The sequence below is a fragment of the Treponema sp. HNW genome, assembly GCF_050320395.1.
Taxonomy (GTDB): domain Bacteria; phylum Spirochaetota; class Spirochaetia; order Treponematales; family Treponemataceae; genus Treponema_C.
Map to the genome: position 1 here is coordinate 1,632,030 of NZ_CP144459.1, position 25,189 is coordinate 1,657,218.

The window sequence follows — 25,189 nt, forward strand, 5'->3', positions numbered from 1 at the left end:
GCATACATCAAGAAGGCAGTCTTGCCAATAACCCCCCCCGCATGTTAGAATAAAAAAATGCCGGGATTCATGAAAAAAAAGGTATTTTTAAAAGCTCTTGTGCTGTTTTTGGCCGCCCTTTTTATCTGTATAATGCAGGCTGCCTGTCATATACGCGCACGCTCAGAAGACAATGGAGAATTCAAAGAAACCCAAAAAGAATTATTCCGTCTTTTGGAAAAAACGGCGGAAGATACCGAGCGTCGTTTTTCCGTTATCAATCAAATTGCCGCAAATTACCGGAATGAAAATAAAGAAAACGAACTTATCCTCTTTTTAACCGACTATGTAAAAAAATATCCGAACGATAAATACAATGCCTATTGGCTGCTTTTAACCGCATATATTTATCAAAAAAAAGGGGCCGATCCCATTGCGGAATTGTATTTTGAGCGGATTATAAAAAACTACGACGATTTAAGCATTCAGGATAAATCGATTCATATTTTATGCCTGCAAAATCTTGTGCAAATCAGTACAAGTCCGGAAAACCGCATAGATTATTTTAATCAGCTTATATCGCATTTTCCGGATAAAATCAATAAAACCGAATTATATATGCGCCTTGCCCTCGAATACGAAAAAATGGGAGAATGGAATCAAGCCTTGCAGTCCTATTCCCTTTTTTTGGCTCAGGAAGATGCGTCAAAGATTCAGATTCCGAACGTTCCCGATGCATACGGAAGGGCGCGCAAACTGGTCGATTTTAACAATTCTCCGAAAGATTGGACCTTTGAAAATCTGGCCGCCTTGGAAAAAAAGGTAAAAGATGCCATTTCCGCCCAAAATTTCAGAGCACTGGACAAATACCGCTCGAAGGTAAACTTTTTTGCAATGTCGTGGAAGCAGGATGCGGGGGACCCGAACTCGCAGGTAACCTTTTCGATGCGGGACTTCGGTTACGGTTCGCGTATCCGTTATGCAACGCATTTGGATGCGGCATCAAACCCGAATGAAGCGTACTTACGTACATCCGGCTGGAGATCATGGATAAAGGTATGGTATCTCTATTTCAGAAAGGTAAACTTTCCTCTTAATCCCGAAATCCACGGACGCTGGGAATGGGCGGGTATCTATTACGGGGAAAAACTGTGAAAAGAATATCCGTGTTTGCGCTGCTTACGCTCCTTTACGCATGCAGTATCTTTGCATCGGCGGAAAAAGAACCCCTGCCTGAAAAAGCGGAAACAAGCCCCAAGCAACAGCTGCAGACAACCCGCCAGATACAAACAGTGCAGCAGCCGCAGACAGCGCAGCTGTCTGAAAAAAAAGCCGCTTATATTCCTCTCGATATACCCTACAGCGAGCACAAGCTTATCGACAAATACCGCAAAGAATTTATGTCCGACTTCGGACGCAAATGGCTTGCAGGAGTTATGCAAAATGCGGCCGTCTATCGTCCCCATATCCGGCGTACCCTTGCGGAATACGGCCTTCCCCAATGTCTGGAGTTTTTACCCGTTATAGAATCAAGCTATAATGTTTACGCCGTATCCAAATCGGGGGCAACGGGCTTATGGCAGTTTATGGAAAACAGTATTGCAGGCCTTTTGCAAAAAAACGAATGGCTTGACGAGCGAAAAGACCCATGGCTCAGTACAAAGGCGGCGGTAAAAAAATTAAAAACCAATTACGAGTATTTTTCCAATTGGGAACTTGCACTTGCCGCTTACAATATGGGTTTGGGCGGTATGAACCGTATTGTGCAAAAAGCGGGCAAAAAAGACTTTTGGTATGCTGCGGATAAGGGACTGTTACGCAGCGAAACGAAACACTATGTTCCCAAATTTTTAGCGATTGCCGACCTTGTTACGAATGCCGAATACTACGGCTTGGAAATTCCGCCCTATAATCCGGATGCGGCAATTGCATTCAGCGAATACATACTGCCGCGCCAAATAAACCTTGAAGTCCTTGCCGAAGATACCGGTATAGAATACGAGATTTATAAATTCTTAAACCCGGCTCTACGCTATCCGATAACGCCGCCGTCCGCTTTTTATCGGCTCAGAATCCCCGTAAACTGTGAAGAAGCGGTACGAAACGCCGTATCAAATCAGGAAAAAAACGCCTTTACCCATACCTATACGGTAAAACAGGGCGACACCCTTTGGGGTATTTCGCAAAAATACGGTATAAGCGTGGAAACCCTGTGTACAATCAATAAGCGTAAAAGCGATTCAATTTTGAGTATAGGAACGGTATTGTTTGTGCCGATACTTAAATGAGGTGAACCGCGGTGCAAACGATATGGCAAAGATATAAAAAAAACCTTTACGGTGCTGTGTTTTGTATAATTCAGGTAAGTTTTTTTATTGCAGGCTTAAGTCCCCTGCACAGGCTTTTTGCCCAAGAGGCGGATACAAAGGCCTTTTTTTCCGTTTATTCAAGTCCCGTACAAGCGGACATAAAAGATGCAAGCATCGTTTCCGAAAGCTTTATCGATTGGAAAACAAACAGATTTATATCGAAAATAACCCTTGACACTAATAAGGCCGGCTTTGTCTTACCTGCAGGAAGGAGCGCCGCCGTTAAACGCATTCATCATCAATTACCCCTGTTGATAAAATCCCCGCTTTTAACGGTTACCGTAGATTCTTCCACAAGACTGGGAGACCTTATAAGCCTCAATTCCTTTACGTTGGAAGAGTTAACCGACATTATCGACAGAGGCACAAAAACACCGGGCGTGTACGCAAGAGAAAACGAAACGATTTTTATGGAACACAATATTACGCTGCACAAGATATCTTCACGTCAGGTTTTTCATAAAATACCCTACACTCCGAAAATTCCGATAGAACAAACCACATCCCGTCCCTATACCGGCATTATTATCGATGCGCGCGGAAGCCTCCCCGTACACGGTGAATTTATTGCCGAAAAGGCAAGCCCCTGTCTTTTTCCGAAAATTTGGGACGGCAATATGGCGCTTTTGTACGAGCGCAATATGGCGGAACCGGAGATTGTACGCGAAAAAGGTTTGGTAAGCTACGGCTCTTTTCCCTCCGCAGAAGCATATGCGGCCCGTATCGGGAAAGACCCTCTGTACATTGCGGCAAAAGAAGTATTCGGTATGTACCGTACCGACCCGGTTATATCGCGCAAGGACGCCTTAAAGATTTTATCGGTTGAAGAAAACCGGGAGCTGCTTAAACAGGGTAAAATCGTCATACTCTTGGATGAAGATAAGCTTGCACACGCGGTTTCTTCGCCGCTTAAAGATAAGAACTACTATTTTGAATACAGACAGCTTGAAAAATTCGTTTTTGAAAATAAGATTCCCGATGTAGAAATAAACGATTCGATAGAGGGTATGCTCATTTCGATACGGGATTTAAAGTTTAAGGCGGACTCGGCCGTATTGCTGAGTGAAGAAACAAAACGCCTCGATTTACTTGCCGAATCTTTAAAACTTGCGACACGGGGCAATGAAAACACGATTTTGGTTGAAGGCCACACGGCAAGCGTCGGAAAAGAAGAGGGCGAAAAAGTCCTTTCGGTTCAGCGTGCCCAAGCCATTATAGCCGAAATGATAAAACGCGGCGTAAACGAAAAACTGTTCAGCTACCGCGGTTACGGCGGAACCCGTCCCGTCGGCGACAATACCACCGATGAAGGACGGGCAAAAAACCGCCGCGTAGAAATTACGGTTATCCCCAAAGCAACCTATATTCAGCGTTTACACTGAGCTATCGGCCGCACAAGAGAAGCCGCTACACGTAAAACTTATAAACCTTTTTCTTTTATAAGGGCTTTTACTTTGTTTATTGCGGCCTGCCGGTCGGCGTCGACCTTTGCATCCGCTGCGGTTTTATCGATAACGGCAAGCACTTGGCGGTCAAGCAAATCGCGTTCAATCGTATAAAAAACATAGACACGGTATTCGTCCTTGTACTTGTTTTTTACGTTTTGATCGTAGCGGCGCACCAATACCCACCAGTCGTTTATTTTTCGCACGCCCGAATACTCGATATTTGACGAGGTTTTTACAACGTTTTCAAAATAGGTACCGTAGGTTCCGTCCGTTCCGCCGCTTGAAGCTCCGCTGAAAAGAGCGTCCACGCGTGTCGATACGTTGCGTGCAATCGTCTGCGGCATATTAAACCCGTTTACCCACGCTTGGCCCGCATCGAGGTTTGAAGCGGTCGTTTCGGCGACAAAGCAGTACACATCTTTATAATCGTTTAATTTTTCCAAACCGGTAATACCCGTTTGAATATAGGTTTGCACCCACACGGGAAGTTCGTTTATCCCGAGAGAAGAACCCTTGTGTTCAAGCACTTCCGATTTTACCGTTCCCTGCAGTTCTTTAGCTTCAGGTTCGGCGTTTTTGTTTGTTTTACATCCTGCAAAAAGTACAAGTAAGGCCGCAATAAAAGCGGCGGCTGTTTTAATACGCATAGATTTACCTCCGTTACGGTAAAAAGTATAACACAAATAAAAATATCGCACAAGACAACGCCTTGCCCACATTGTGTTATTGCGCTATAATTATGCCCATATTGAGTTGTTTAAAAAGTAACCGGCTTTTTGGACATCCTTAATCCTTAAATTAAAAGCCCCGAGGTTAATATGGCAAACTATCCTTTTGAAACGATTGAACCCAAGTGGCAGCGCTATTGGGAAGAACATAAAACATTCCGCGTAACCGAAGACCCCTCTTTTCCCGCAGATAAAAGGGTCTACGTCCTCGACATGTTCCCCTACCCGTCGGCTCAAGGGCTGCATGTGGGGCACCCGGAAGGCTATACGGCAACCGATATTTACTGCCGCTATTTGCGCATGAACGGTTACAATGTGCTTCACCCGATGGGCTTCGACGCTTTCGGGCTTCCTGCCGAAAACTATGCGATAAAAACGGGTACTCACCCGAGCATTACAACAAACGCCAATATCGAGCATTTTACGCGGCAAATAAAGTCCTTCGGCTTTTGCTACGATTGGGAGCGTTGTATTACCACCTGCACGCCCGACTACTATAAATGGACGCAGTGGATATTTTTACAGCTGTACAAACAGGGCCTTGCATACGAAGCCGAAGCGCCGATAAACTGGTGCCCGGCCTGTTTAACCGGTCTTGCCAACGAAGAAGTAAAGGACGGAAAATGCGAGCGCTGCGGTACCCCCGTTACGCGCAAAACAATCCGCCAATGGATTCTTAAAATTACCGCCTATGCCGAGCGGCTTTTGCAGGATTTGGACGAACTGGATTGGCCGGAATCGGTTAAGGCTATGCAAAAAAACTGGATAGGAAAAAGCGAGGGCGCCGAAGTTACCTTTAAAATCGCCGATACGGACGGCAAAGGCGCCGCCGCTCAAGGCACCGCTGACGGGGCAGCCGCAAGCGAAGAAGGGATTACCGTGTATACGACCCGGCCGGATACCCTCTTCGGAGCCACTTACATGGTTATAGCGCCCGAGCACAAGCTGGTGAACCGTCTTACAACCGCCGAACAAAAAAAAGCCGTCGACGCTTACGTTGAGCAGGCCGCAAAAAAAAGCGATTTGGAGCGCACGGACTTGGCAAAAACCAAAACCGGCGTTTTTACCGGCTCCTATGCCGTAAATCCCGTAAACGGAGCGAAAATCCCCGTATGGATTTCCGACTATATTTTGATTTCCTACGGAACCGGAGCCGTTATGGCCGTTCCCGCCCACGACGAGCGCGACTGGGATTTTGCAAAAGCCTTCGATTTACCCGTTATTAAAACGGTTGCCTCAAAAGAAGAAATTGCAGCTTTAGGAGGCGGGGACGAAGCAAAAGGCGCGGCGCTTTTACGCGAAGCCGGACAAAAAGCCTTAGCCGGCGATTCTTCAGCCTATGATGAACTCGTGCGCCGCTTTCCCGACATTTTTACAAAGGCCGAAAACTGCACGGCAGCCGACGGCTACAGTATAAACAGCGGCTTGTGTATCGGCTTAAGTACCGAAAAAAGCAAAAAGGCGATGACCGAAGACTTGAGCAACAAGGGAATCGGTAAAAAAGCCGTCAACTATAAACTGCGCGACTGGATATTCAGCCGCCAGCGGTACTGGGGAGAGCCTATTCCCCTCGTACACTGCGAAAAGTGCGGCTGCGTTCCTTTAGACGAAAAGGATTTACCCCTTATGCCGCCTGAAGTGCAGTCGTACCAGCCGACGGGAACGGGAGAAAGCCCCCTCGCCCATGTGGAAAGCTGGGTACACTGTACCTGTCCCAAATGCGGCGGAAAAGCTAAGCGCGAAACGAACACCATGCCCCAATGGGCAGGTTCCTGCTGGTACTATTTACGCTATTTGGATCCGCATAACGATAAAGAGTTTGCTTCAAAAGAAAAAATCGAGTATTGGATGCCCGTAGACCTCTATGTAGGAGGTGCGGAACACGCGGTACTCCACTTGCTGTACGCGCGCTTTTGGCACAAGGTACTCTACGATTTGAATTTGGTTAACACAAAAGAACCCTTTCAGCGCCTCGTCAATCAGGGTATGATAACATCTTTTGCATTCCAGCGCAAAAACAAAACCCTCGTTCCGACGGACGAAGTACGCGAAGTTCAGGGTAAGCCGGGCGTATTTGAAGAAATTGCCACGGGCGAAGTGCTTGAGCGCGTTATCGCCAAAATGTCCAAGTCGCTTAAAAACGTTATCAATCCGGACGACGTAATACGCGAATACGGGGCCGATTCGGTGCGCATGTACGAAATGTTTATGGGTCCGCTTGAAGTGTCGAAGCCGTGGAGTACCCAGGGCTTGGTCGGCATACACCGCTTTTTGGAAAAGGTATGGACGGTAAGTGAAAAACCCTTAAGCGATGAAAAAGCGTCGGGCGAATTGACCAAGCTTTTGCACAAAACAATCAAAAAGGTAAGCACCGATACGGCAAGCCTTAATTTCAACACGGCGATAAGCCAAATGATGATTTTTATCAACGAAACGTCAAAGGCGGAAAAATTGGCGAAAGAAGTATGGGAAAACTTTGTGATTATGCTTTCCGTGTATGCGCCCCACTTGGGCGAAGAGTTATGGCAAAAACTCGGCAAAACCGAAACCGTTTCCCGCGCCGTCTGGCCTTCTTGGGACGAACAATTATGCAAAGACGACAATTGTACGATTGTCGTACAGGTAAACGGCAAAATCCGCGATAAATTCGAAGCCGCCTTAAACGAAGGGAAAGAAACTTTGGAAAAACTGGCCCTGCAAACCGAAGGCGCCAAACGCTTTACGGACGGCAAAGAAATTGTAAAAGTAATTACGGTACCGAATAAACTGGTAAATATCGTTGTCCGCTGATTGAGGAAAAAGCATGCATACATCTTATGAAATGCTTATATAGATGTGAGAAGCGATACGGTAACATGGCCGACGAGCGCCATGCGTAAAGCCGTAAGCGAAGCCCGTGTCGGCGACGGCGTATACGGTGAAGACCCGACGGTAAAAGAATTGGAGCAGTACGGCGCTTCCCTTGCCGGAAAAGAAGCGGCGCTGTTTGTTCCTTCGGGAACCTTTGCAAACCAGTTGGCACTGTTTACACATTGTCCGCGCGGGAGCGAAGTTGTGTTGGACGACGGCTGCCACATAGTCCGTTATGAAGCCGGAGCGTCGGCCGTTATATTGGATAAAGCGCAAACATATAGAAAAAATCGTCGGTGCGGTTAAAGACTTCCTTGCCTAAGCGTTTTTCCACGCATGGATAAATTCAATCATATGCTGCTGAACGTTGTTAAACCATTTTTCCTGAAAGCGCACGGCTAAGGGGCCGACATAGCGGTAATGCCAGCATTCCCAGCGGTAGCCGGTAATGTACTCGTAACCGTCGGGAAAAGACAGCGACCAGCCGTATTTTCCCGCATTTTCATACAGCCACTTACCGGCAGGCGTTTTCGCATATTCGTCGGTAATCGAACCGAAGTCGATAACCGTTCCCAATTGGTGCTGACTCGCCCCGGGCCGTGCCGATTCGCGGTCGGCCGCTTCTTTTCCCATTTGGACAACATTGCGCTCGTACACTTTTTTTTGATACGCATAGGAACGGTAGGTCGAGCTTACCACAAGCGTTATGCCTTCTTCCCGCGCGGCCTTTGCCATACGTGAAAGCTCTTTTTCAACCGGAGCGCGAAGTGAAAGGTCTGCGCGGTGTATTACGTAAGAGCCGGCCTGTGCGGTTTCGGGCGTAAGGGCAACGAGGGAGGCGGGTACATAGTTTTCATCCAAATAGACGTTTTTATCGACGCGGATTAACAAGTCTTCCGTGTCGGAAGCAAGCACTTCTTCCAAATCGGCTAAAAACGCTTTTTTATTTTCAAGGATGTTTTGTGCAAGACTCTCTGCTTCTCCTTTCGCATCGGAAAACGGCAGAGCATTGCCTTCAAGCAGTGTCGCAAGTTTTTTTTCATTCGGACTTAAAGAAGGACCCGATGCTTTGTCCCGGGGCGAAGCCGGGGCTGCGAAAAGGGGAGCCGCCCCGCCAAAACTTCCGTCTTGATTTTTCACTTCGGCTTTTGAAGGCGAACAGGAAAGCATAAGAAGGCCGGCACCCAAAAGGGCATAGATAGGAATTTTTTTAAAAAAAGCAAAGAACATCAGGCAATCTCCGTTACCGAATAAATGCGGCGGAACATAGATTCAAAGCCGGTCGAAGCAAGGGCCTCCATGACGATGGCGGAAGGGCGCATTAAAAAGAGCGTAAAATCCTTTTCTTTACCGTCGTTAAAGCAGCCCATCAATACGCTTAAACCGGATGAATCGAGGGCACTGACCTTTGACATATCCAAAACCAGATGTGACTGCTGAATAACATCGTAAGCTTTTTTTTCGAATTCCGAAAAGGTATAGGAGGTTATAGGCCCGGTCAATTCAAGTAATATATAGTTCGGAGCTCTTTTTTCCTGAATAATCAATTGTTCCATACATTCCCCTTTATAACACTTTTAAAATCGAAATACTGACGTCTTCTTCCGCATCTTTTTCGGCAAAGTCTCTCAAAACACCGTCGAGGGTTTCGCATATTTTTGCGGCAGGCTGCTTTAAATTTTGCAAAAGAACCGTTTGAATACGATTTTTACCGAAACGTTCTCCGCGAAGAGATTTTGTCTCGATACATCCGCCCGTTACGGCAGCCAGCACGTCGCCGGAAGAAAGCTGAATCTTTTTGATTTTAATGAGAGAAGAAATATCCGGCACAAAGCCAAGGATTTTTCCGTCTCCCTGAATTTCTATCATATTGTTATATGTTTTGTTATACATAAACAATGCCGCCAAGGCACAGTTTGCATAGTACAACATCCTTGACTTCATATCGATAAGACAAAACATACCGGCAAAATAAGTACCGCGCGGCATATTTTCCCGTATAAAGGCATTTACCTTTTGAATCAATTCTTTAAAATCGCGGGTTTCCGCCAAAAAAACAGGAATCATTGATTTCAAAATGGACATAAGCATACTGGCATTCAAGCCCTTGCCGCTTAAGTCGCCTATAACGCCTATATAACGGTGAGCATCGAGCCTTATAAAATCCGTAAAGCCGCTTCCCAAAGAACGTGAGCTTAAGGAAACCGCAGAGGCATCAAAGCCCGGATAAACCGGCATATCCGTTTTTTTATGCAGGGATTGAATAACCTGCGACGAAAAGCGGATTTCACGGCCGACAAGAGCTATCAATTCTTCGTTTGCAATATTTTTAAGATAATAGCCGGTTAAAAAAAAGCGCGAATACAGTTTGTTGAAAATTTCATAATCGTAATCCGTATAAGGCTGTTCGGTTTTACGCGCGCCTAAAAGTATAAGCGCAAAAAGACGGGCTCCCTCATTCAATAAAATCATAACCGAGCTGTCGGTTTGCTCAAACATAGCATTCAGCTTTGATGAAATGGGGGAAAGCTCGTGAACGGTATCGCAGTGGGTTTTAAATACGATACGGCGCTGCATATTCAAAAGCGAAGAAAACACCGGATCATCCAAATCGAATTCGGATTTGTCGCCTTTAAGAGAATAACGGGTAGTCAGTTTTCCCGCATTGTTATCGGTTAAAATAACAACGTTGAGGGTGTGAATATTATTTTGCAAAATCTGGGCAAAGCGTACATCGATTTGCATATCGATGTCGCCGAAATTCAAGGCCGCAAAATCGGCTTCCAGCCTGTCGGCATAAAACTCTTCCGCCTGACGCCCCATATCAAATAAATATCGCTGTAAAGCATAGGTAAATAAAAACAATGCGGCCGTCGAAACGCCGACAATCAAAAAAAAGACGGGACTGTCCATACCGACAAAGACACGGAAAAGAGAAAATACAACGGCCGAAAGAGCGGCAGGAATAATATAGGTTAACCCGAAACCGGCCGCTGTGCGGAAAAACGAATTAAGGCTGAACAGGGATTGGATACGCCCGATAAGATAAAACAAAAACAGCACAAAACCGTATACATAGGGCAAAAGAAAGAGAAAAAAAGGCTGCGACGGTATGCGTGAGGCCGATATAATCAGGGTAAACAAAACGGCTCCTGCAGCGATAGCGGCAATACACAGCAGTATATGCCGGCGTATGAGGCGCTTTGACAGCAATTCATACTTAAAGAAAAGCACAAGAACCGATAAACCCGGAAACACGTATATAAGCAGTATTTTATACAGGCCAAAACGGTCCAAAGATGATGAACCTATCAATTTGCTTAATACCGTTAAACGGCCGTCCGTATCGAAGTATACCGAATCAAAAAGAAAAAAGACGGTATAAAATGAAAACGCTATTGCCGCTATTTTCAATATACGTACAAAAAGATTATTACGGAAATCCGGATAGAGGGCGCACCAGCTTAACATTAAAATCGATTGTACCGCAGGAAGCCAAATAAAAAAACGCAGAGAAGTCGCGCTCAAGCCCCATTGATTTATTAAAACAAAGAGTACGCAAAGAGCGGAAATCACAGCCCACAAAGCTTGAAGTAAGAGCATATTGATAAAGGCTTTGTTTTTCCCGTCCGAAGAACGAAAGTCGATAACAAACGAGAGTCCGAATAAAGCGGCGGCGCACATCAGGTTCAATATAAAAAATATCATACGGATTCTCCCACTTTAAGGGCAAGCATCGTTATATCATCGCGGATTTGACCTCCGCTGTATGCGAATATCAAATCCGATATATCGTTGATAAAACTGCGTGCCGATTTTACAAAGGACTTTTTCAACAGGCGTTCGTATTGCTCGGTTTCTCCCAATTCAATACCCGTTTCATTCATGGTTTCCGAAACACCGTCGGATGCGATTAACAAAACATCTCCGGTATAGAGCTTTTGCTCCGCAGGTTCAACATCTTCCATAGCGATAATACCGACCAAACTTGCATTCGACTTTAAATACCGCAAGCGGCCGCCTTCAAGCGAACGCGAAATGATAACGGGATCCGACATTGAAGCGTTTATATATTTTACGGTCATTTTCTTTGTATCTATAAGACCGATAAACATAACGGTGTACTTATCGTCAAGGTTCATACTTTTAATCGCCTTGTCTACCGATGTAATAATACCGCGCAAATTTTCTTTATCTTTAAGAATCTTTACCGTATTCATAACCAGGCCCATAATAAGAGCGGCCGCCAATCCCTTACCCGATACGTCTCCGAGCATTACAAGGGTTTTTTCGGGACTGATGGGTAACACCGTATAATAGTCGCCGGATACGTTTACGAGGGGACGATAATAGGCCGCTATATCGAGCTTGGGGATTTTCGGCATGGTTTTCGGCAAAAAGGATTTTTGCGTATCGGCCAAAAGAGCCCATTCCTTCGAGAGGGAACTGATTTCGGACATTTTTGTAATCGTCTTTTCACACAGCTGAAAACGCTTAAACTCGTCAAAGAGTTTTTCAAAAATAACCTCGTCAAATAAGCGCGTATAACGGCAAAAAAAGTATACGTGCCGTTTTTCCGATACGAGAAAAAATCCGTGAGCTCCGGAGGTTTCGGATACAAGGCCCAAATTCCGCTCAAAAAAGTACCATCCGTCTTTCCAATCGGCATTGAAATTCAGATTCAGCTTTTGTAAGGTTTCTTCCTGAGAGGCAATATGAGAGGGACTGCTGTATAAAACACGGCTGTCCGCCTTATCCACATATAAAACGGAAATTCCTCCCTCATCTTCACAAACGTCGCAGACCGATTTGATAAAGTCATCAAGAGTATAGGAAAAACGCAAGCGCTCGATAAAACGCGCCAAGAGGCCCGTGTCTCCCTCATAGAGGATTTTTTGTTCAACCCGTTTCGATAAAAATCGGTTAAGGTGATAGCGGATAATAAACAGAATACATAAAATAATAAAAGCCGTTACCCATGAAAAAACAAAGCCCGCATTTTCGGTTAAAGAAAAGGTAATCAGGGTAAAAAGAATACATGCAATAATAAATGAAAGCACCGTTATAAGGGCTTGTTTTTGCTTAAGCATACTGTCTCCCTAAAGCACACATATTTACATAGCGGAACAGCCGCACCCCGACAGTATAGCATTACGAAGACAAAATAACAATAAGGATTTTCGGAAAGTTTTCTTATTTTTGCGACAACTGCATATACACTTGATCGGCTAAACCGAAGCCGGCATTTTTAGTCATCGTAACTGCAAGTTCGTCGTAAAACATATCTTCGTACATTTTATGCGCATAGCTCGCCTTTTCGCCGGTAACCGATGCTCCCGTTAAAGAGCCGCGCATCGATGAAAGCATTATTTTGATGATATAGGATTCCAGCTCCATCGATTTTTCGTACAAAAGACTTGTTTTATCTATCTTTTTTTGAGCTGAAGAAGCGGAAGCCGAATTAGCGGCGGCTCCCGCCGGCAGGGCGGCTTTATCGGCGGCATTTGTAAAGCTGTTTTTAAAATCGGAAACATAATCGCCGTTTATTTTATAGTCAAGGCGTTTTTGTATGTTTTGAGCCGCCTCTATATCGCGCGCGCCGCCGTAACGCATCATAGCACCGTTTATTATGTCCATTCCCCTACCCCTTTACGGTTATTTATCGTTTGACGGTATTTACCGCTTTAAGCCGGCGGCCGTTGCAAGCATGGAATCGCTTGTTTGAATAGCCTTGGAGTTAAACTCGTAGGCGCGCTGTGCGACAATCATTTGCACCAATTCGTTTACAACCGAAACGTTCGACATTTCCAAAAACTTGTGGATGGTTTTTCCGAATCCGTCAAATCCGGGGCGGCCGGGAATCGCCTCTCCGGAAGCGTTTGTAACGATAAAGAGGTTGTCCCCTTCGGCTTGCAAACCCACAGGGTTCGGAAAGCGGTATAATTCAAGCTGGCCTATATCGAGCGGATCGTCGTTTCCGGCAACCTTAACGCTAACCCTGCCCGTTTTGGTAACGTTGAGCGTTTCGATAATAAAATTTTCGGGCATAATGATTTCGGGCATTACGCGAAGCCCGTTATTCGTTACCAGCTGTCCGGTCGAATCGACTTTAAAAGAGCCGTCTCTTGTGTAAGCGTAGCTTCCGTCATACTGCTGAACGCGGAAAAAACCTTCGCCCATAATGGCCACATCGCTTATGTTTTCGGTATTTTGCAAAGAACCCTGATTAAACATGCGCTGGGTTGCGCCCAAACGTACACCGTTTCCCATTTGAATACCGACAGGCGTTACCGTATCTTCGGTTGCAGGCGTTCCTGCAAGCTTTAAGTTTTGATATACCAAATCTTCAAACTCGGCGCGTTTCTTTTTAAAGCCTGTCGTATTGACGTTTGCCAGGTTGTTTGAAATCGTGTCTATCTGTAATTGCTGACCGTTCATGCCGGTCGCCGCACTCCATAAACTTCGTACCATATCAGCCTCTTTTATCCTTTAACTGTCCTTTAGTGTCCGCTTGTTATCCGCGAAGTGAAGCGGTTTTGCTCCATAAGACACTCATCATACTGTCTTGCGCCTGAACGGTTTTTTGATTCGCTTCATAAGCGCGGTTGACTTCTATCATGCGTACCATTTCGTTTACAACATTGACATTCGAAGTTTCGACAAAGCCCTGCAAAAAGACGGGCCGCTGTTCGCCTTCGGCAATATAGGCGGGGCCGGAAATATCGGTTTCATAGTACAAACTTGAGCCCTGTTTTTTTAAGTAGCGCTCGTTTTCAAAACGGACGGTTTTAAAGCGCTCTATTTCGCGCATGTCTTCGGAATCGTATATAATACCGTCTTTGTCTACAAAAAAGCGGGTATCTGCAACGTAGATGGTGCCCTTTTCGCCTAAAACCGGATAACCTTCTTTGGTTTCAAGCAAGCCCTCTTTTCCGATCATAAAGTTGCCGTTGCGCGTATAGCGCTCCCCCTGAGGAGTCAACACGGTAAAAAAACCCTTGCCCGAAAGCGCCATATCGGTCGTACTCGTCGTTTCCTTATAGGAACCTTGAGAAAAGTCGGTAAAGGCTTCGTTTGTTTCGACACCCAAACCCAATTTTCCGATAATCGGAGCCGCATCGGCCGAACCGAAGGGAGTTTTATACACCCCGTCGTTACGCGTGCGGCGAATCAGAAGTTCGGAAAAGTTTTTACTTACCGCAGTATCGCGCTTAAAGCCGGTTGTATCGACATTAGCCAAGTTATTTGAAATAACGTCCAAGCGGTTTTGCTGTGCGGTCATACCGCTCGCTCCGGTGTACCATCCTCTAATCATAATACCTCACGTATTGATTATCGGCGTTTTATTTTTTCACTTGAGATTCTTCTACTTAAAGAATGAAGCAGCGGATTCGCGTATAAGCATGGCAACCGTTTCCGTAATCTGGCGCGGTTTAACTTCGATATTTCCCTGCACATAGCCCAAATAAACCGAAATAAGACCGCCTGCAAACAATTCAAGGGCAATGCGGAACTGAGCCTTTGTTCTCAGTTTTTCGGGAACGGTTTTATCGGCGGAAATGTATTCAATCAGGATTTTTTTTATTTGGTCGGTAAAGCCGATTGAAGCCGTATGCAGGTTTATACGGCGGTAAAAGTCGAAGTTATCCGACAGAAGCTTTTCGACACGCAATAAAAGCGGCATAGGGTCGCGTAAAAAGTTCGTAAAATTGAATTCGGATAAAAAACCCTGAACATCGCCGAAAATTCCGTCGGCTATTTCCATCAAAACGTCCATAGGATTGGAATAATGGGCATAAAATGTTCCGCGGTTTAAATCGGCTTCCCGCACAATATCGGACACCGAAATCTTATCTATGGGCTTGGTTTGCATGAGCGTAACGTATGCATCGCGTATTAATTTGCGCGAACGAAGAGCACTGCGGTATTCGGCTTTTTTGTTTGCGCCTTTTTTTTCAATGTCGGACATATTCGCCCCCTTTTATTCATTTTTGATAAATTCGTCATTCTTTTGTCGTTGCCATACAGAGGATTACTTGTTATACTATGATTGAAATAAAAAATCAACAAATGATTGATTTTGAATTTCAGAGTGATTTTGTTTTTTAGCCCGATTTTATCGATTATATCGATTTTGTCATAGTGTCGATTTACGGGCGGCAAAGAACCGGAGAAGAGTTTATGGGAAGAATAAAAAAAATAAAGCTCATTGTCCGGGCTGTGTTGATTACGGCGGCGGCGGGAGGGGCTTTCGGTATTTTTAATGCACAAAGAAAAAAAGTTTCCTACACTCCCCCGTCCCCTCCGATAAAAATCATACGGCCGCAAAAAACGACCATCGAACAAAGCTTAACATTCAGCTCCTATGTCGAAGCGCTGTCGGTTATTCCGGTTATACCCCTTGTAAGCGGAAGAATTGTCGAATATCCGGCCAAAACGGGTATGGAAGTGCATGAAGGCGATATCCTTGCACAAATAGACAAAGAACCCTTTACACAGGGAATGCTGCAGGCAAAGGCGGCTTATGAAAGTGCCGAAAACGCATATAACCGGATAAGCGCATTGTATAAATCGAACGGAGTCAGTTTACAGGATGTTGAAACCGCAGGAGCGCGAAGAGACAGCAGTAAGGCGGCCTATGAATTATCTCTGCTCCAATTAAATCATGCGGACGTGCGTTCTCCCGTTTCCGGCACGATTTTAAAAGCGCCCTTGGCAAAGGGCGGTACCGCCAATCCGCAGCAGCCGGCCGCTCTTATAGCCGATTTAAACACATTGATTGTACGCGTTCATATACCGGAAAAATATGTTCCTGTATTCGCCGAAAAAGCCGAAACCCTTTCGGTTTATGTCGAAAGGCGCCTTTCGACCGAACGGCCCGAAAACGCAGAGCTTTCAAAACCTGTACGCGCAAAGGCCGTAATCGATACAATAAGCCCTTATATACAAGCCGATACAAAAACCTTTGAAGCGGTATTTAAATTGAATGAGCATATAGAACTTTTTAAACCGGGAATGTTTACCGAAGTTCATATAGTGTACGGCGCATATAAGGATGTTCCGTCTTTACCCCTCGCGGTTTTAAAAAACGACGGCAGCTGTTATACTTACAATCCGGTAAAAAAAAATGTAACCGTACGTAATTTTCCCGTACCCGTTAAAGATAATCTTAATTTTATGGTTCCGGAAGAATTTTCGCAGGAATGGTTCGTTCTTTCCGGAAGCTATCGGGTATTTGACGGCCAAAGCGTGGAAGTTATAGAAGAAAACGGTCTTAAAAAAACGGAGCACCTATGAAGCTTCCGCATTATGCGGTCAAACATCCGGCCGTTATCGGCATGGTTTTATGCGCCGCAATTGTATTCGGCTTTGTTTCTCTAAGCGGTATGAATGTCGCCTTTATGGGAGAACTGTCTCTTCCGTCGGTGGCGGTCATAACCGTCTATCCGGGAGCGGGTGCCGAAGATGTGGAACGCGAAGTAACCGATGTTTTGGAAGAAGATTTTGTAACCCTAAGCGGCTTAAAAAATATAACAAGTTCTTCAAAAGATTCGGTCAGTCTTATAACGCTATTTTTTCAGGACGGTACAGACCCCTATGAGCGCTTGGCGGAAGTAAGAAACCGTATCAACAAAAAAACGGAAGATTTACCCGAAGGAATCCGCGGTATTCCCGACGCCCTTGTAGGAGGAGATGAAATGCTGCCCGTTATAAGCTTTTCCGTATCGGGCGGAAGAGATACGGGACAACTTGCAGAGTACATAGCGGAAACGCTCAAACCGCGCTTAAGCGCTATAGCGGGCGTTTCACAAGTGCAGACCGTAGGCGGCGAAAAGCTCAGGCTGAATATAAAACTGCGTACCGACGATGCCAATGCAAAAAACATTCCCGTAAGCCGCGTCTACGAAGCGATTCGCCGCTCAAACGTACAGCTTCCGGCAGGAAAAGCGGATTACGAAACGCGCAATATAGATTTACGCTATGACGGCTCTTTTGAATCGATACGGGACATGGAAAACCTGATTGTCGGAGCCGGAGACAACAATGTCCCGATACGCTTAAAGGATATAGCGGATATTTTTCTCGGTTATCCCGAAAGCGACGTAAAGGTTTCCGACGGGGCAAGGGATATTATCGTTATCGATGTAAAAAAACGCAGCAATGCAAACGTTATGCGGATTGCAAAAAAAGTAAAACAAATTATCCGCGAAGCCGAAGCCGATACGGGAGACGCGGTCGGTTACGATATTATAAGCGACGACAGCCGCACGGTAAAAGCGTCGATAAAAACCGTCATTTACTCGGGTATTACGGGTATTGTTATGGCGGTTGTTATGCTTGTGCTTTTTTTACAGGATGCGCGCTCCACCCTCATTATAGGCTTATCGATACCCCTTTCTTTGGTTATGACCCTCATCGGTATGAAACTTGCGGGAATCGGCATAAATCTTATGAGTCTTTCGGGAATGGTGGTGTCGCTCGGCATGACAGTCGACGCTTCAATCGTTATGATTGAACAAATATACCGTTATTACACATCCGGTTATACAATTGAAGATGCCGTATGTAAGGGCGCGGACGAAGTGGGAGCTTCCGTATTTGCCGGCGCGGCCACAACCCTTGTTGTTTTTTTACCCATAGCCCTTTTAAAAGGTCTTATAGGTATGATGTTACGGGATGTGGCGCTTACACTCATCTTTGCAATCAGCGCATCTTTATGTACCGCTCTTGTTGCCGTTCCTTTTTTTATGAAGGTTCTTTTAAACAAAACGGCCGTAAAAGAAAAAAAACTTTCACGCTTTAACCGGACAATCACCCTGTTTGAGCGATTGTATGCCCGTGCGCTCAAAAAAGCTTTAAATAAATCCCGCCTTGTTGTTTCGGCAGCGGCCCTTATCCTTGTACTTACCTTTTTTTTAATAAAACTTCTCGGTATAACCTTTATACCGGTTACGGATAATTCCGATTATTATGCCTCCTTTACCTTTCCGGCCGGACAAAACCTTGAAACCACCCGAAAAGAACTGGAAAAGGCGCAGCGGATTATTGCCGAAAATATTCCCCATGTGGAAAAAGTTGTGCTTTACGCGGGGCAAACCGATAACTTTATTTCGGCTTCCGCTGCGGAAAACGAAGGCTATGCCCGTATTATCCTCAAACCCGCCTCAAAACGCAAAGAAAAAATACCGAGCCTGATTTTAAAAACACAGCACCTTCTTTCGTCCTTAATTCCCGATGCGCAAATCAGGGTAACAAACGGAGGCTTTGACCGCTTATTGGGCTTTGTTGCAGGCGGAGGCGGCTTCGGTATAAGTTTGCAAGGAAGCAATACGAATGAACTTTATGCCGAAGCTTTACGCTTACGGAATTTTTTGGAAAAAGACCCGGAAACACTGAGCGTATCAATCGATATGAACTTCGACGCCGCCACCCTTGTATTGGATATGAACCGCGACTATTTGAACGCTTTGGGCGTAAGCAGTTATGAGGCCGGCCTTACCGCGGCGATTTTATTCCGCGGAACCGATGCGGGACAATTCCGCGACCGAACAAGCGGAAAAACGTACGATATCCGCCTTTTTTCGGATATAAAGGACAATCCCCTTGACGAAAAAACTTTATCGAATGTCCGCGTACAAAGCCGAAACGGCGGGCTTGTTTCCTTTGCCGCCCTTGCCGATAAAAGAATCGAGCAAAATATTTCGTCCGTCAACCGAAAAAACCGCATAAAAACGGTAACCGTATCGGCGGTTTTGGTAAACGAAGATACCTCGGGCGTAAATAAGCGCTTGCGTGCATACCTGAATAAAAACCCGCTAAAAAAGGGCATCCGTGCCGATTCAAGCGGTATTATGGAACTTTTGGAAGATTCGATTCCGCGCATGATTAAGGCCCTGCTTATCGCATGTTTTGCGGTATATGCGGTTATGGTTATTCAATTCGAACGGTTCAGGCAGCCGCTTTTGGTTATGGTATCGATTCCCTTTTCGCTTATCGGCGTTACCTTCGGTCTTTTGTCCTTCGGCTCAAGCATCAGTTTAATGGCCCTCATGGGTATCGTTTCTCTTTCCGGCATTGTCGTAAACAACGGCATTATACTCATCGATTATATCAACCTGCTGCGTAAAACCGACAATACCGCGGCTGCGAAAGTACAGGGGACAAAAAAAGACGCCCTGCTGCACGAAAATGCTCTGCAGCTTAAAGAAATTATTATACGTGCATCCTCAAGCCGCCTTCGCCCCATCCTTATGACAACCCTTACCACCGTTTTCGGAGTTATTCCTATGGCCTTTTCCCGCGGTGAAGGCTCGGAAGTATATGCATCCCTTGCCCAAGCTATTGCAGGCGGCTTATGCGCCTCAACCCTTATAACCCTTTTTATAATACCGGTACTGTATTACATGACGGAAAAAAATGCGGCTAATCCCAATTGACCGGGTGCTTTATAATTTTTCTATCTCCGCTTCCGAAAGACCGGTAACCTGCACTATTTTTTGACTTGAATCGCCGAGCTGCTTTAATATGCGTGCAGTTTCCAGAGCTTTTTGCCGGGCACCTTCGGCACGGCCGATTGCTTTGCCTTCTTCTCTGCCTTCGGCACGTTCATCGGCAAGGATATCGTAATAGTGCTGTGTGGATAATTCCCGGGCAATACGCCGCTCTTCTTCGGTTACTCTGCATAATGTCGCTTCCGCCATTTCCAAGCCCTCCTCCAGTGTACACAGTTTTTTAAGCATACCGCTTTGTTTGTCTTTCGCGTAGTTGCTCAAAAACCGTATCCAAAAATCCTTTGCCGTGTAATCCGCGATATCCTTACTCATAGTATAGCCGATAAGTTCGTTTAACGCAACAAAAGGAAGAGAGGAGATATCGTTCATAAAGATGCATTTTGCCGATGCGCTCGGACACACGCTCAAAAAGGCTTCCGCGCTTCGCTTGTGCAGATTTTTTTGCGCGCGCTGTCCACGCTTCGGCACCTGCTTCATCTAATATCTAAACGTATACCTCGTTTCTTTTTTTGCATACCGCCATGGAGGGCGACAAAGGCTATATATCCCCAAGTTTCGCTTGCGAAACTTGAAGCTAAAAATCGTACAGGACGTACGATTTTTAGCAACGGTACGTGCAAGGTAGAGCTGATTTCTGCGCGGAATGAAAGATTTCCAAAACTGCTGCATTTCAATGTTCACGATAAGGCCGTTGTCGGTTTTCTGAAATGTACAGAAGGTGTGCGGCATGAACCCGACCCGCAAAAAGGCTTCCGCGCTTCGCTTGTGCAGAATTTTTTGCGGGCACGGAACCACAGCCGCACACCTTGTATGTATATTTCATAAGCAACATAGTATTATTTATGTCCGTGCCTTCTACTTTACCGACCGTACAGGGATGTACGATAAAACAGTATTTAAGCCGGTTTCGTATGCGAAACCGGAGTTGAAAATCGGGCAGGGAGGCACGATTTTCAAACTTTAAACACCCAGTCGGTTTTGGGGTTTAAGATTTCCGGTTTATTCTCTGTCTGTTTGGTCTTTGTCATGCTTAACCTCCATATATATTATTAGGTTTGGTTGACAAAAAAAAACACTATTTACGAGAAAAAATGCACCTTTTTAATTAACCGCAAAGAACGTACAAAATCAAGCCCATATATATAAAAAAAAGCGCCCCGTGCGGGAAACCGCAGGAGCGCTTTAAGGGTGCCGGCCGGTCATTTCTTTGAGCTTATCGAGAGGCGGCAATCGGCTGCAAACTGTATCCCAGTTCACGAAGTACGGATAAAAGTGTTTTTACCTTCACATTTTCGGCATTACCGGTACGAAGATTTTGGACAGTCGTGGGAGAAACTTGAGCACGTGCGGCAAGCTCGCGAACAGTTAAATCCGAACGCTGCATTTGCTCACATAAGAATTCCGATATAAGAAATTCCTCGTATCCTCGTTCAAAATCCGCTTTCCATTTGGAATCTTTCATCATACGGTCAAATGTAGTCTGAGTCATAATAGCTTCCCTCCTTGATGCGCTTCAGATAATTTACAAGATGAAAGAATTTTTGCTGTTCCGCAGCCGAACAGTTATTAAAAAATGAGAGAGCTTGGCTTTCACCATTGGCGGCAAAATACCACTCGATTGTGAATTTTTGCCCCGTATAAGCCGCATATTCTTTCATAGACTTATTGTAACACTACAACGGTACAAAATCAAGCCCATATATATAAAAAAAAGCGCCCCGTGCGGGAAACCGCAGGAGCGCTTTAAGGGTGCCGGCCGAAAACTTCAAAATTCAGCTTCGGGACGGCAGTAACCGGTTTTTACAACTTACGGAGTTTGACTTACACGCTCAAAACACCGGACGGAGCTTTTTTTTCTTCGTCGGAAGGCTTCCAATTACGCCGCACAAGGGCAATAAAGGCGCCGGCAATCATAATGGTCGAATAGACGCCGGAAACCATACCTACCATTAAGGCAAGGGCGAATTCCTTCATAGCACCCGAAGTAAAAATATAGAGGGCCGCAACCGCCAAAAGCGTGGTAACGGTTGTTATAACGGTACGCCCCAAAATTTCGGTTTGTGAAATATCCAAAATTTCGGTAAATTCGGTAACCTTAACCGTTTTAATGTTTTCGCGCACGCGGTCCAATACAACGATGGTATCGTTGATTGAATAACCGATAATCGTCAGGATTGCCGCAATCATCGTAGAGTTCATTTCAAGCCCCGTCCAGGCAACAAAGGCAAGCATAATAAGGGCGTCATGCGTAATAGCCAACACCGCGCCGAGGGCAAAATCCCAGCGGAAGCGGACGGTCGAATAAAGCCAAATCAACAAAAGGGTTGCGGCGACCAACAGTACGGATTGAACGACAAGGCTCGAAGAAAACTGAGAGCCGATAAAGTCCGTTTTGATAACGGCAAAATTATCCGCGCCGAAAGCCGAAGTTAAAGCTGCGGCAATTGAAGCTTGAATCTTTTTACTCGCTTCCGGATCCGAGCCGTCATCTCCCGCACGGATTTGAAAGAGATTTTCTTTTTCATCGCCTATCATCTTGACCGATACGTCTTTCATTGAAGAAAGGGCGGCGCGTACTTCGTCCACCGTATAGTTGCGCGTATTTTCGCCTATATAGTGCAGGCGGTAAGGCGTATCTCCCAAAAGCGAAGAAGCTTCCGAATCGCCGAAAATACCGACCGCGGATTGCGAAGGCGAAGAGCGGACTACGGCCGTAATACCTTCAACCCGATTCAAAACGGCGGCAACTTCACCTACGGTGCGGTTGTCTACATAGCGTATTTCGTGAGCGGTGTTTTCGGCACCCGCGCCGCTTACAACCAGGGTTAAGCCTATACTCGAGGCTTTAACGGTTACATTTGCCGGCCCCTTATAGCTTAATTCCAATGCGGCGGGGGCAATTGCAACGTCTTCAATTAAACCGGCTTTAAACTCGATACCGAGATTTAAGCCCTTGGTAACCAGGGCGTAGACACCGGATAAAATAAGAGCGGCGCTTATAATAACGCAGGGAACAAAGCCCTTGCTGAAACGAATGATTTTTTTGCTCATTTTTTAATCCCCCAACCGATATAAATCTTCTCCCGATGCAAGGCTTGCGTGCCGAAGTCGAATATAAGGCGGGAAACAAAGAGAGCGGTAAATACCGACGAAAAGACGCCGATTGCCAAACTGACGGCAAAGCCCTGTATGGGCCCCGTACCCAGCTGCGACAAAAACAGAGCTGCAATAAAGGTGGTTATATTCGAGTCCATAACCGCCCAAAAGGCACGGTCAAAACCCGCATTGACGGCGGCCGCACGGGTTTTACCCAAGCGCAGTTCATCACGGATACGCTCAAAGATAACGACATTCGCGTCTACCGCCATACCGATGGTTAAAATCATACCCGCAATACCGGGAAGGGTTATCGTAAGACCGAAGGCCGACAAAATACTGAACATCATAAAAAGGTTTAATATTTGTGCAACAACGGCGTTAATACCGGCCCCCGTGTACCACACAAGCATAAAGACCAGCACGAGCGATAAGCCGAACAACACGGCCTTAACGCCCTGACGGATTAATTGTTCACCCAAAGAAGCGCCGACAACCTGCTGGCTTTCCACCGTAAGGGGAACGCTCAGCCATGCGGTTTGCAGTACTTTTTGTAAATTCTGCGCTTCTTCCACGCCGAAACCCGAAATCGCAACGTTTCCGCCGGGAATGGCTTCATTTATGCGCGCATAGGATTTAACCTTATCGTCGGACACGATGGCCAAAAAGTCGTCCACGTGGCTTGCCGTAAACTCGCCGAATATAACCGCACCTTCGGTATCGAGGGTTAAGTGTACTTCCGGTTTTCCGAGCTGACCCGCCCCTACCGTGGCGGCTTTAATATGCTTTCCGTCGAGGACGGCCTCTTTTTTGACAACCAAATATCCCTCGCGTTCGTCCAAGCCGTAATCGTCTTTTGAATAGAGGCCCAGTACTTCCGTATCGGAAGGAATAATTGAAGGATTCAAAAGCTTTCCCGAAGCGGTAAAGGTATCGGCCATGTGGGCGGCGTGATACTCGTTAAAGGCCGCAGTCGCCTGCATATCGACGAGGCGGATGTTTAAAATACCCTTTCCGAGTATAATCGTATTGATACGGTCGGCTTCGGCCGAACCGGGAAGTTCGATATAGACGCGGTCTTCACCCTGCTTGCGGATAACCGGCTCGGACAAACCGAAGCGGTCTATACGGCTTCTGAGGGTATCGATAGCCTGCACCATGGCCTGCTCTCTAAAACCGGCCTCATCGTCGGAGGCAACCGTTCCTTTTTGCGCTTCAAGGGCCGCGTCCAAGTCGGCTTTTACGATAACGCTCATACCGCCGGATAAGTCCAAGCCCAATTTTACCGCGCGGTTATAGCGGCTTTTTGCCTTTAAAATTTCTTTGCGGTAGCGGTTTTCAAACACCGCGCGTACTTCCGCTTCGGCCTTTACGGCGTCGTCGGTTTCGTCGGTAAAAATCATCAAAGCTTCGCGGACGGTCATCGGAGAAGAATAGGTTAAGCCGCTTTTTTTATACAGCTTTTTTGCTTCCTTTTCGAGCCATGCATACTCGCTTCCCAATACGGCGGCGCGGTCGGCACGCTGTATGTCTTTAAGAGTGCTTACATCTTTTGCCGCCATAACACTCGAATAATCTTTAATTTTTTCAAGCGAACTTAAAGCCAAAGCCTGTACTTCCTGCGGCGTCCTTACATACCATGCAAGGGAGGGCCACAAAAAGACAAAACAAAGGGCAATAACCGCAAGAATCAGTAAAAAGCGGCTTCTTTTATTCATCATCTTTTTAAGCTCCGCAGTTTTTATTTTTCGGAAGAATTTTCTTCCGCTTTTTTATCTTCTTTTTTTAACTTCCCGAATAAGGACTTTTTTTCGCCCTTTTCTTCGGATGCCGCACCGGACGAAGTCCCGGCTCCGGCTCCGCTTGCGGTTCCCTTATCGGCAGCCTTATCCGTTATAACCGAAGCGACAGCCGAACGGCTGAATTCGATTTTTGTATTTTCATCGACTTTTACGATAACGGTTTGTTCCTTTGTGGAACTGACGGTACCGTGAATACCGCCGATGGTAACGATTTTATCGCCTTTTTTTAAGGCATCAATCATTTTTTGGGTTTCTTTTTGCTTTTTATTTTGGGGCCTGATAATAAAAACGTAAAAAATAACAAAAATGAGGGCAATGGGTAAAAACATGCTGAGCATGGAACCCTGAGGAGAAGCCGCGGCCTGCAGCAACGACATAACGTACATAGGGGAAACCTTCCTTATA

At 45.9% G+C, this 25,189-nt stretch carries 23 protein-coding genes; 7 read left to right on the top strand and 16 right to left on the bottom strand.

Features of this window, described 5'->3' with window-relative positions; translation table 11 throughout:
- Positions 1-69 precede the first annotated feature (69 nt).
- From V1L52_RS07520 to V1L52_RS07530, 3 genes are read left to right on the top strand one after another with little or no spacing between them, the layout of a single operon-like run.
- Entirely contained in the window at positions 70-1,134 is a 1,065-nt protein-coding gene (locus V1L52_RS07520) for a tetratricopeptide repeat protein (protein WP_428768416.1), read from the top strand.
- Positions 1,131-2,267, top strand: a complete 1,137-nt coding sequence (locus V1L52_RS07525; protein ID WP_428768418.1) for a transglycosylase SLT domain-containing protein — start codon at positions 1,131-1,133, stop codon at positions 2,265-2,267. Before V1L52_RS07520 ends, V1L52_RS07525 begins: the two co-directional genes overlap by 4 nt.
- A 56-nt stretch (positions 2,268-2,323) precedes the next feature.
- Positions 2,324-3,730, top strand: a complete 1,407-nt coding sequence (locus V1L52_RS07530; RefSeq protein ID WP_428768420.1) for an OmpA family protein — start codon at positions 2,324-2,326, stop codon at positions 3,728-3,730.
- A gap of 38 nt (positions 3,731-3,768) precedes the next feature.
- On the opposite strand, the gene V1L52_RS07535 is transcribed toward V1L52_RS07530, so the two are convergent.
- Positions 3,769-4,443, bottom strand: coding sequence for a hypothetical protein (locus V1L52_RS07535; RefSeq protein ID WP_428768421.1), 675 nt, complete (start codon positions 4,441-4,443; stop codon positions 3,769-3,771).
- A 171-nt stretch (positions 4,444-4,614) separates the two neighbouring features.
- Between V1L52_RS07535 and leuS the strand changes: the two genes are divergently transcribed.
- On the top strand, positions 4,615-7,314 hold the full coding sequence (gene leuS / locus V1L52_RS07540) for a leucine--tRNA ligase (RefSeq protein ID WP_428768423.1): 2,700 nt from the start codon (positions 4,615-4,617) through the stop codon (positions 7,312-7,314).
- 45 nt (positions 7,315-7,359) lie between these two features.
- Positions 7,360-7,680 (top strand): beta-eliminating lyase-related protein, encoded by a 321-nt coding sequence (locus tag V1L52_RS07545; protein WP_428768425.1) that lies wholly within the window; start codon positions 7,360-7,362, stop codon positions 7,678-7,680.
- 12 nt (positions 7,681-7,692) lie between these two features.
- On the opposite strand, the gene V1L52_RS07550 is transcribed toward V1L52_RS07545, so the two are convergent.
- The 8 genes from V1L52_RS07550 to V1L52_RS07585 all read right to left on the bottom strand — a co-directional run bounded on the left by V1L52_RS07550 (position 7,693) and on the right by V1L52_RS07585 (position 15,343).
- Positions 7,693-8,604 carry a M15 family metallopeptidase gene (locus tag V1L52_RS07550; protein WP_428768426.1) on the bottom strand — a complete coding sequence of 304 codons (912 nt, stop codon included), beginning with the start codon at positions 8,602-8,604 and terminating at the stop codon, positions 7,693-7,695.
- Positions 8,604-8,930, bottom strand: coding sequence for an STAS domain-containing protein (locus tag V1L52_RS07555; protein ID WP_428768428.1), 327 nt, complete (start codon positions 8,928-8,930; stop codon positions 8,604-8,606). The genes V1L52_RS07550 and V1L52_RS07555 overlap by 1 nt, the downstream gene beginning before the upstream one ends.
- Positions 8,931-8,940: 10 nt before the next feature.
- A complete protein-coding gene (locus tag V1L52_RS07560; protein ID WP_428768430.1) occupies positions 8,941-11,082 on the bottom strand; it encodes a PP2C family protein-serine/threonine phosphatase in 2,142 nt (713 codons plus the stop codon).
- Positions 11,079-12,464 (bottom strand): PP2C family protein-serine/threonine phosphatase, encoded by a 1,386-nt coding sequence (locus tag V1L52_RS07565; RefSeq protein ID WP_428768432.1) that lies wholly within the window; start codon positions 12,462-12,464, stop codon positions 11,079-11,081. The genes V1L52_RS07560 and V1L52_RS07565 overlap by 4 nt, the downstream gene beginning before the upstream one ends.
- A gap of 103 nt (positions 12,465-12,567) precedes the next feature.
- Positions 12,568-13,011: a rod-binding protein gene (locus V1L52_RS07570; RefSeq protein ID WP_428768434.1), complete on the bottom strand. Its 444-nt coding sequence runs from the start codon at positions 13,009-13,011 to the stop codon at positions 12,568-12,570.
- 39 nt (positions 13,012-13,050) lie between these two features.
- The gene (gene flgG, locus V1L52_RS07575) at positions 13,051-13,845 is read right to left on the bottom strand and encodes a flagellar basal-body rod protein FlgG (RefSeq protein WP_428768436.1); all 795 of its coding nucleotides are present in this window, start codon (positions 13,843-13,845) and stop codon (positions 13,051-13,053) included.
- Positions 13,846-13,888: 43 nt separating this feature from the next.
- Positions 13,889-14,689 carry a flagellar basal-body rod protein FlgF gene (gene flgF, locus V1L52_RS07580; RefSeq protein WP_428768438.1) on the bottom strand — a complete coding sequence of 267 codons (801 nt, stop codon included), beginning with the start codon at positions 14,687-14,689 and terminating at the stop codon, positions 13,889-13,891.
- A gap of 51 nt (positions 14,690-14,740) precedes the next feature.
- Entirely contained in the window at positions 14,741-15,343 is a 603-nt protein-coding gene (locus tag V1L52_RS07585; protein WP_428768439.1) for a TetR/AcrR family transcriptional regulator, read from the bottom strand.
- Between the two features lie 212 nt (positions 15,344-15,555).
- Here V1L52_RS07585 and V1L52_RS07590 point away from each other — a divergent pair, with 212 nt between their 5' ends.
- Positions 15,556-16,671, top strand: a complete 1,116-nt coding sequence (locus V1L52_RS07590; RefSeq protein ID WP_428768441.1) for an efflux RND transporter periplasmic adaptor subunit — start codon at positions 15,556-15,558, stop codon at positions 16,669-16,671.
- Positions 16,668-19,811, top strand: coding sequence for an efflux RND transporter permease subunit (locus V1L52_RS07595; RefSeq protein WP_428768443.1), 3,144 nt, complete (start codon positions 16,668-16,670; stop codon positions 19,809-19,811). Before V1L52_RS07590 ends, V1L52_RS07595 begins: the two co-directional genes overlap by 4 nt.
- A 9-nt stretch (positions 19,812-19,820) precedes the next feature.
- Here the strand turns inward: V1L52_RS07595 and V1L52_RS07600 are convergent, their stop codons facing one another.
- From V1L52_RS07600 to yajC, 7 genes are all read right to left on the bottom strand, one after another.
- A complete protein-coding gene (locus tag V1L52_RS07600; protein WP_428768445.1) occupies positions 19,821-20,363 on the bottom strand; it encodes a hypothetical protein in 543 nt (180 codons plus the stop codon).
- Positions 20,364-20,615: a PD-(D/E)XK nuclease family transposase gene (locus V1L52_RS07605; protein WP_428771802.1), complete on the bottom strand. Its 252-nt coding sequence runs from the start codon at positions 20,613-20,615 to the stop codon at positions 20,364-20,366.
- A 484-nt stretch (positions 20,616-21,099) separates the two neighbouring features.
- Positions 21,100-21,375, bottom strand: a complete 276-nt coding sequence (locus tag V1L52_RS07610) for a helix-turn-helix domain-containing protein (RefSeq protein WP_428768446.1) — start codon at positions 21,373-21,375, stop codon at positions 21,100-21,102.
- Positions 21,356-21,544: a hypothetical protein gene (locus V1L52_RS07615; protein ID WP_428768448.1), complete on the bottom strand. Its 189-nt coding sequence runs from the start codon at positions 21,542-21,544 to the stop codon at positions 21,356-21,358. Before V1L52_RS07615 ends, V1L52_RS07610 begins: the two co-directional genes overlap by 20 nt.
- A gap of 163 nt (positions 21,545-21,707) precedes the next feature.
- The gene (gene secF, locus V1L52_RS07620) at positions 21,708-22,937 is read right to left on the bottom strand and encodes a protein translocase subunit SecF (protein WP_428768450.1); all 1,230 of its coding nucleotides are present in this window, start codon (positions 22,935-22,937) and stop codon (positions 21,708-21,710) included.
- Positions 22,934-24,700 (bottom strand): protein translocase subunit SecD, encoded by a 1,767-nt coding sequence (gene secD, locus V1L52_RS07625; protein WP_428771804.1) that lies wholly within the window; start codon positions 24,698-24,700, stop codon positions 22,934-22,936. The genes secF and secD overlap by 4 nt, the downstream gene beginning before the upstream one ends.
- Before the next feature lie 23 nt (positions 24,701-24,723).
- Positions 24,724-25,170 carry a preprotein translocase subunit YajC gene (gene yajC / locus V1L52_RS07630; protein WP_428768452.1) on the bottom strand — a complete coding sequence of 149 codons (447 nt, stop codon included), beginning with the start codon at positions 25,168-25,170 and terminating at the stop codon, positions 24,724-24,726.
- Positions 25,171-25,189: the final 19 nt, after the last annotated feature.

Excerpts from the sequence above, each read along its gene's own strand:
- leuS (WP_428768423.1), top strand. The coding sequence starts at position 4,615 with ATGGCAAACTATCCTTTTGAAACGATTGAACCCAAGTGGCAGCGCTAT.
- V1L52_RS07610 (WP_428768446.1), bottom strand. The coding sequence starts at position 21,375 with ATGACTCAGACTACATTTGACCGTATGATGAAAGATTCCAAATGGAAA.
- V1L52_RS07570 (WP_428768434.1), bottom strand. The coding sequence starts at position 13,011 with ATGGACATAATAAACGGTGCTATGATGCGTTACGGCGGCGCGCGCGAT.
- V1L52_RS07590 (WP_428768441.1), top strand. The coding sequence starts at position 15,556 with ATGGGAAGAATAAAAAAAATAAAGCTCATTGTCCGGGCTGTGTTGATT.
- V1L52_RS07595 (WP_428768443.1), top strand. The coding sequence starts at position 16,668 with ATGAAGCTTCCGCATTATGCGGTCAAACATCCGGCCGTTATCGGCATG.
- flgG (WP_428768436.1), bottom strand. The coding sequence starts at position 13,845 with ATGGTACGAAGTTTATGGAGTGCGGCGACCGGCATGAACGGTCAGCAA.
- secD (WP_428771804.1), bottom strand. The coding sequence starts at position 24,700 with ATGAATAAAAGAAGCCGCTTTTTACTGATTCTTGCGGTTATTGCCCTT.
- secF (WP_428768450.1), bottom strand. The coding sequence starts at position 22,937 with ATGAGCAAAAAAATCATTCGTTTCAGCAAGGGCTTTGTTCCCTGCGTT.
- V1L52_RS07565 (WP_428768432.1), bottom strand. The coding sequence starts at position 12,464 with ATGCTTAAGCAAAAACAAGCCCTTATAACGGTGCTTTCATTTATTATT.
- V1L52_RS07535 (WP_428768421.1), bottom strand. The coding sequence starts at position 4,443 with ATGCGTATTAAAACAGCCGCCGCTTTTATTGCGGCCTTACTTGTACTT.
- yajC (WP_428768452.1), bottom strand. The coding sequence starts at position 25,170 with ATGTACGTTATGTCGTTGCTGCAGGCCGCGGCTTCTCCTCAGGGTTCC.
- V1L52_RS07550 (WP_428768426.1), bottom strand. The coding sequence starts at position 8,604 with ATGTTCTTTGCTTTTTTTAAAAAAATTCCTATCTATGCCCTTTTGGGT.
- V1L52_RS07555 (WP_428768428.1), bottom strand. The coding sequence starts at position 8,930 with ATGGAACAATTGATTATTCAGGAAAAAAGAGCTCCGAACTATATATTA.
- V1L52_RS07600 (WP_428768445.1), bottom strand. The coding sequence starts at position 20,363 with ATGAAGCAGGTGCCGAAGCGTGGACAGCGCGCGCAAAAAAATCTGCAC.
- V1L52_RS07585 (WP_428768439.1), bottom strand. The coding sequence starts at position 15,343 with ATGTCCGACATTGAAAAAAAAGGCGCAAACAAAAAAGCCGAATACCGC.
- V1L52_RS07605 (WP_428771802.1), bottom strand. The coding sequence starts at position 20,615 with ATGCCGCACACCTTCTGTACATTTCAGAAAACCGACAACGGCCTTATC.
- V1L52_RS07615 (WP_428768448.1), bottom strand. The coding sequence starts at position 21,544 with ATGAAAGAATATGCGGCTTATACGGGGCAAAAATTCACAATCGAGTGG.
- V1L52_RS07520 (WP_428768416.1), top strand. The coding sequence starts at position 70 with ATGAAAAAAAAGGTATTTTTAAAAGCTCTTGTGCTGTTTTTGGCCGCC.
- V1L52_RS07560 (WP_428768430.1), bottom strand. The coding sequence starts at position 11,082 with ATGATATTTTTTATATTGAACCTGATGTGCGCCGCCGCTTTATTCGGA.
- flgF (WP_428768438.1), bottom strand. The coding sequence starts at position 14,689 with ATGATTAGAGGATGGTACACCGGAGCGAGCGGTATGACCGCACAGCAA.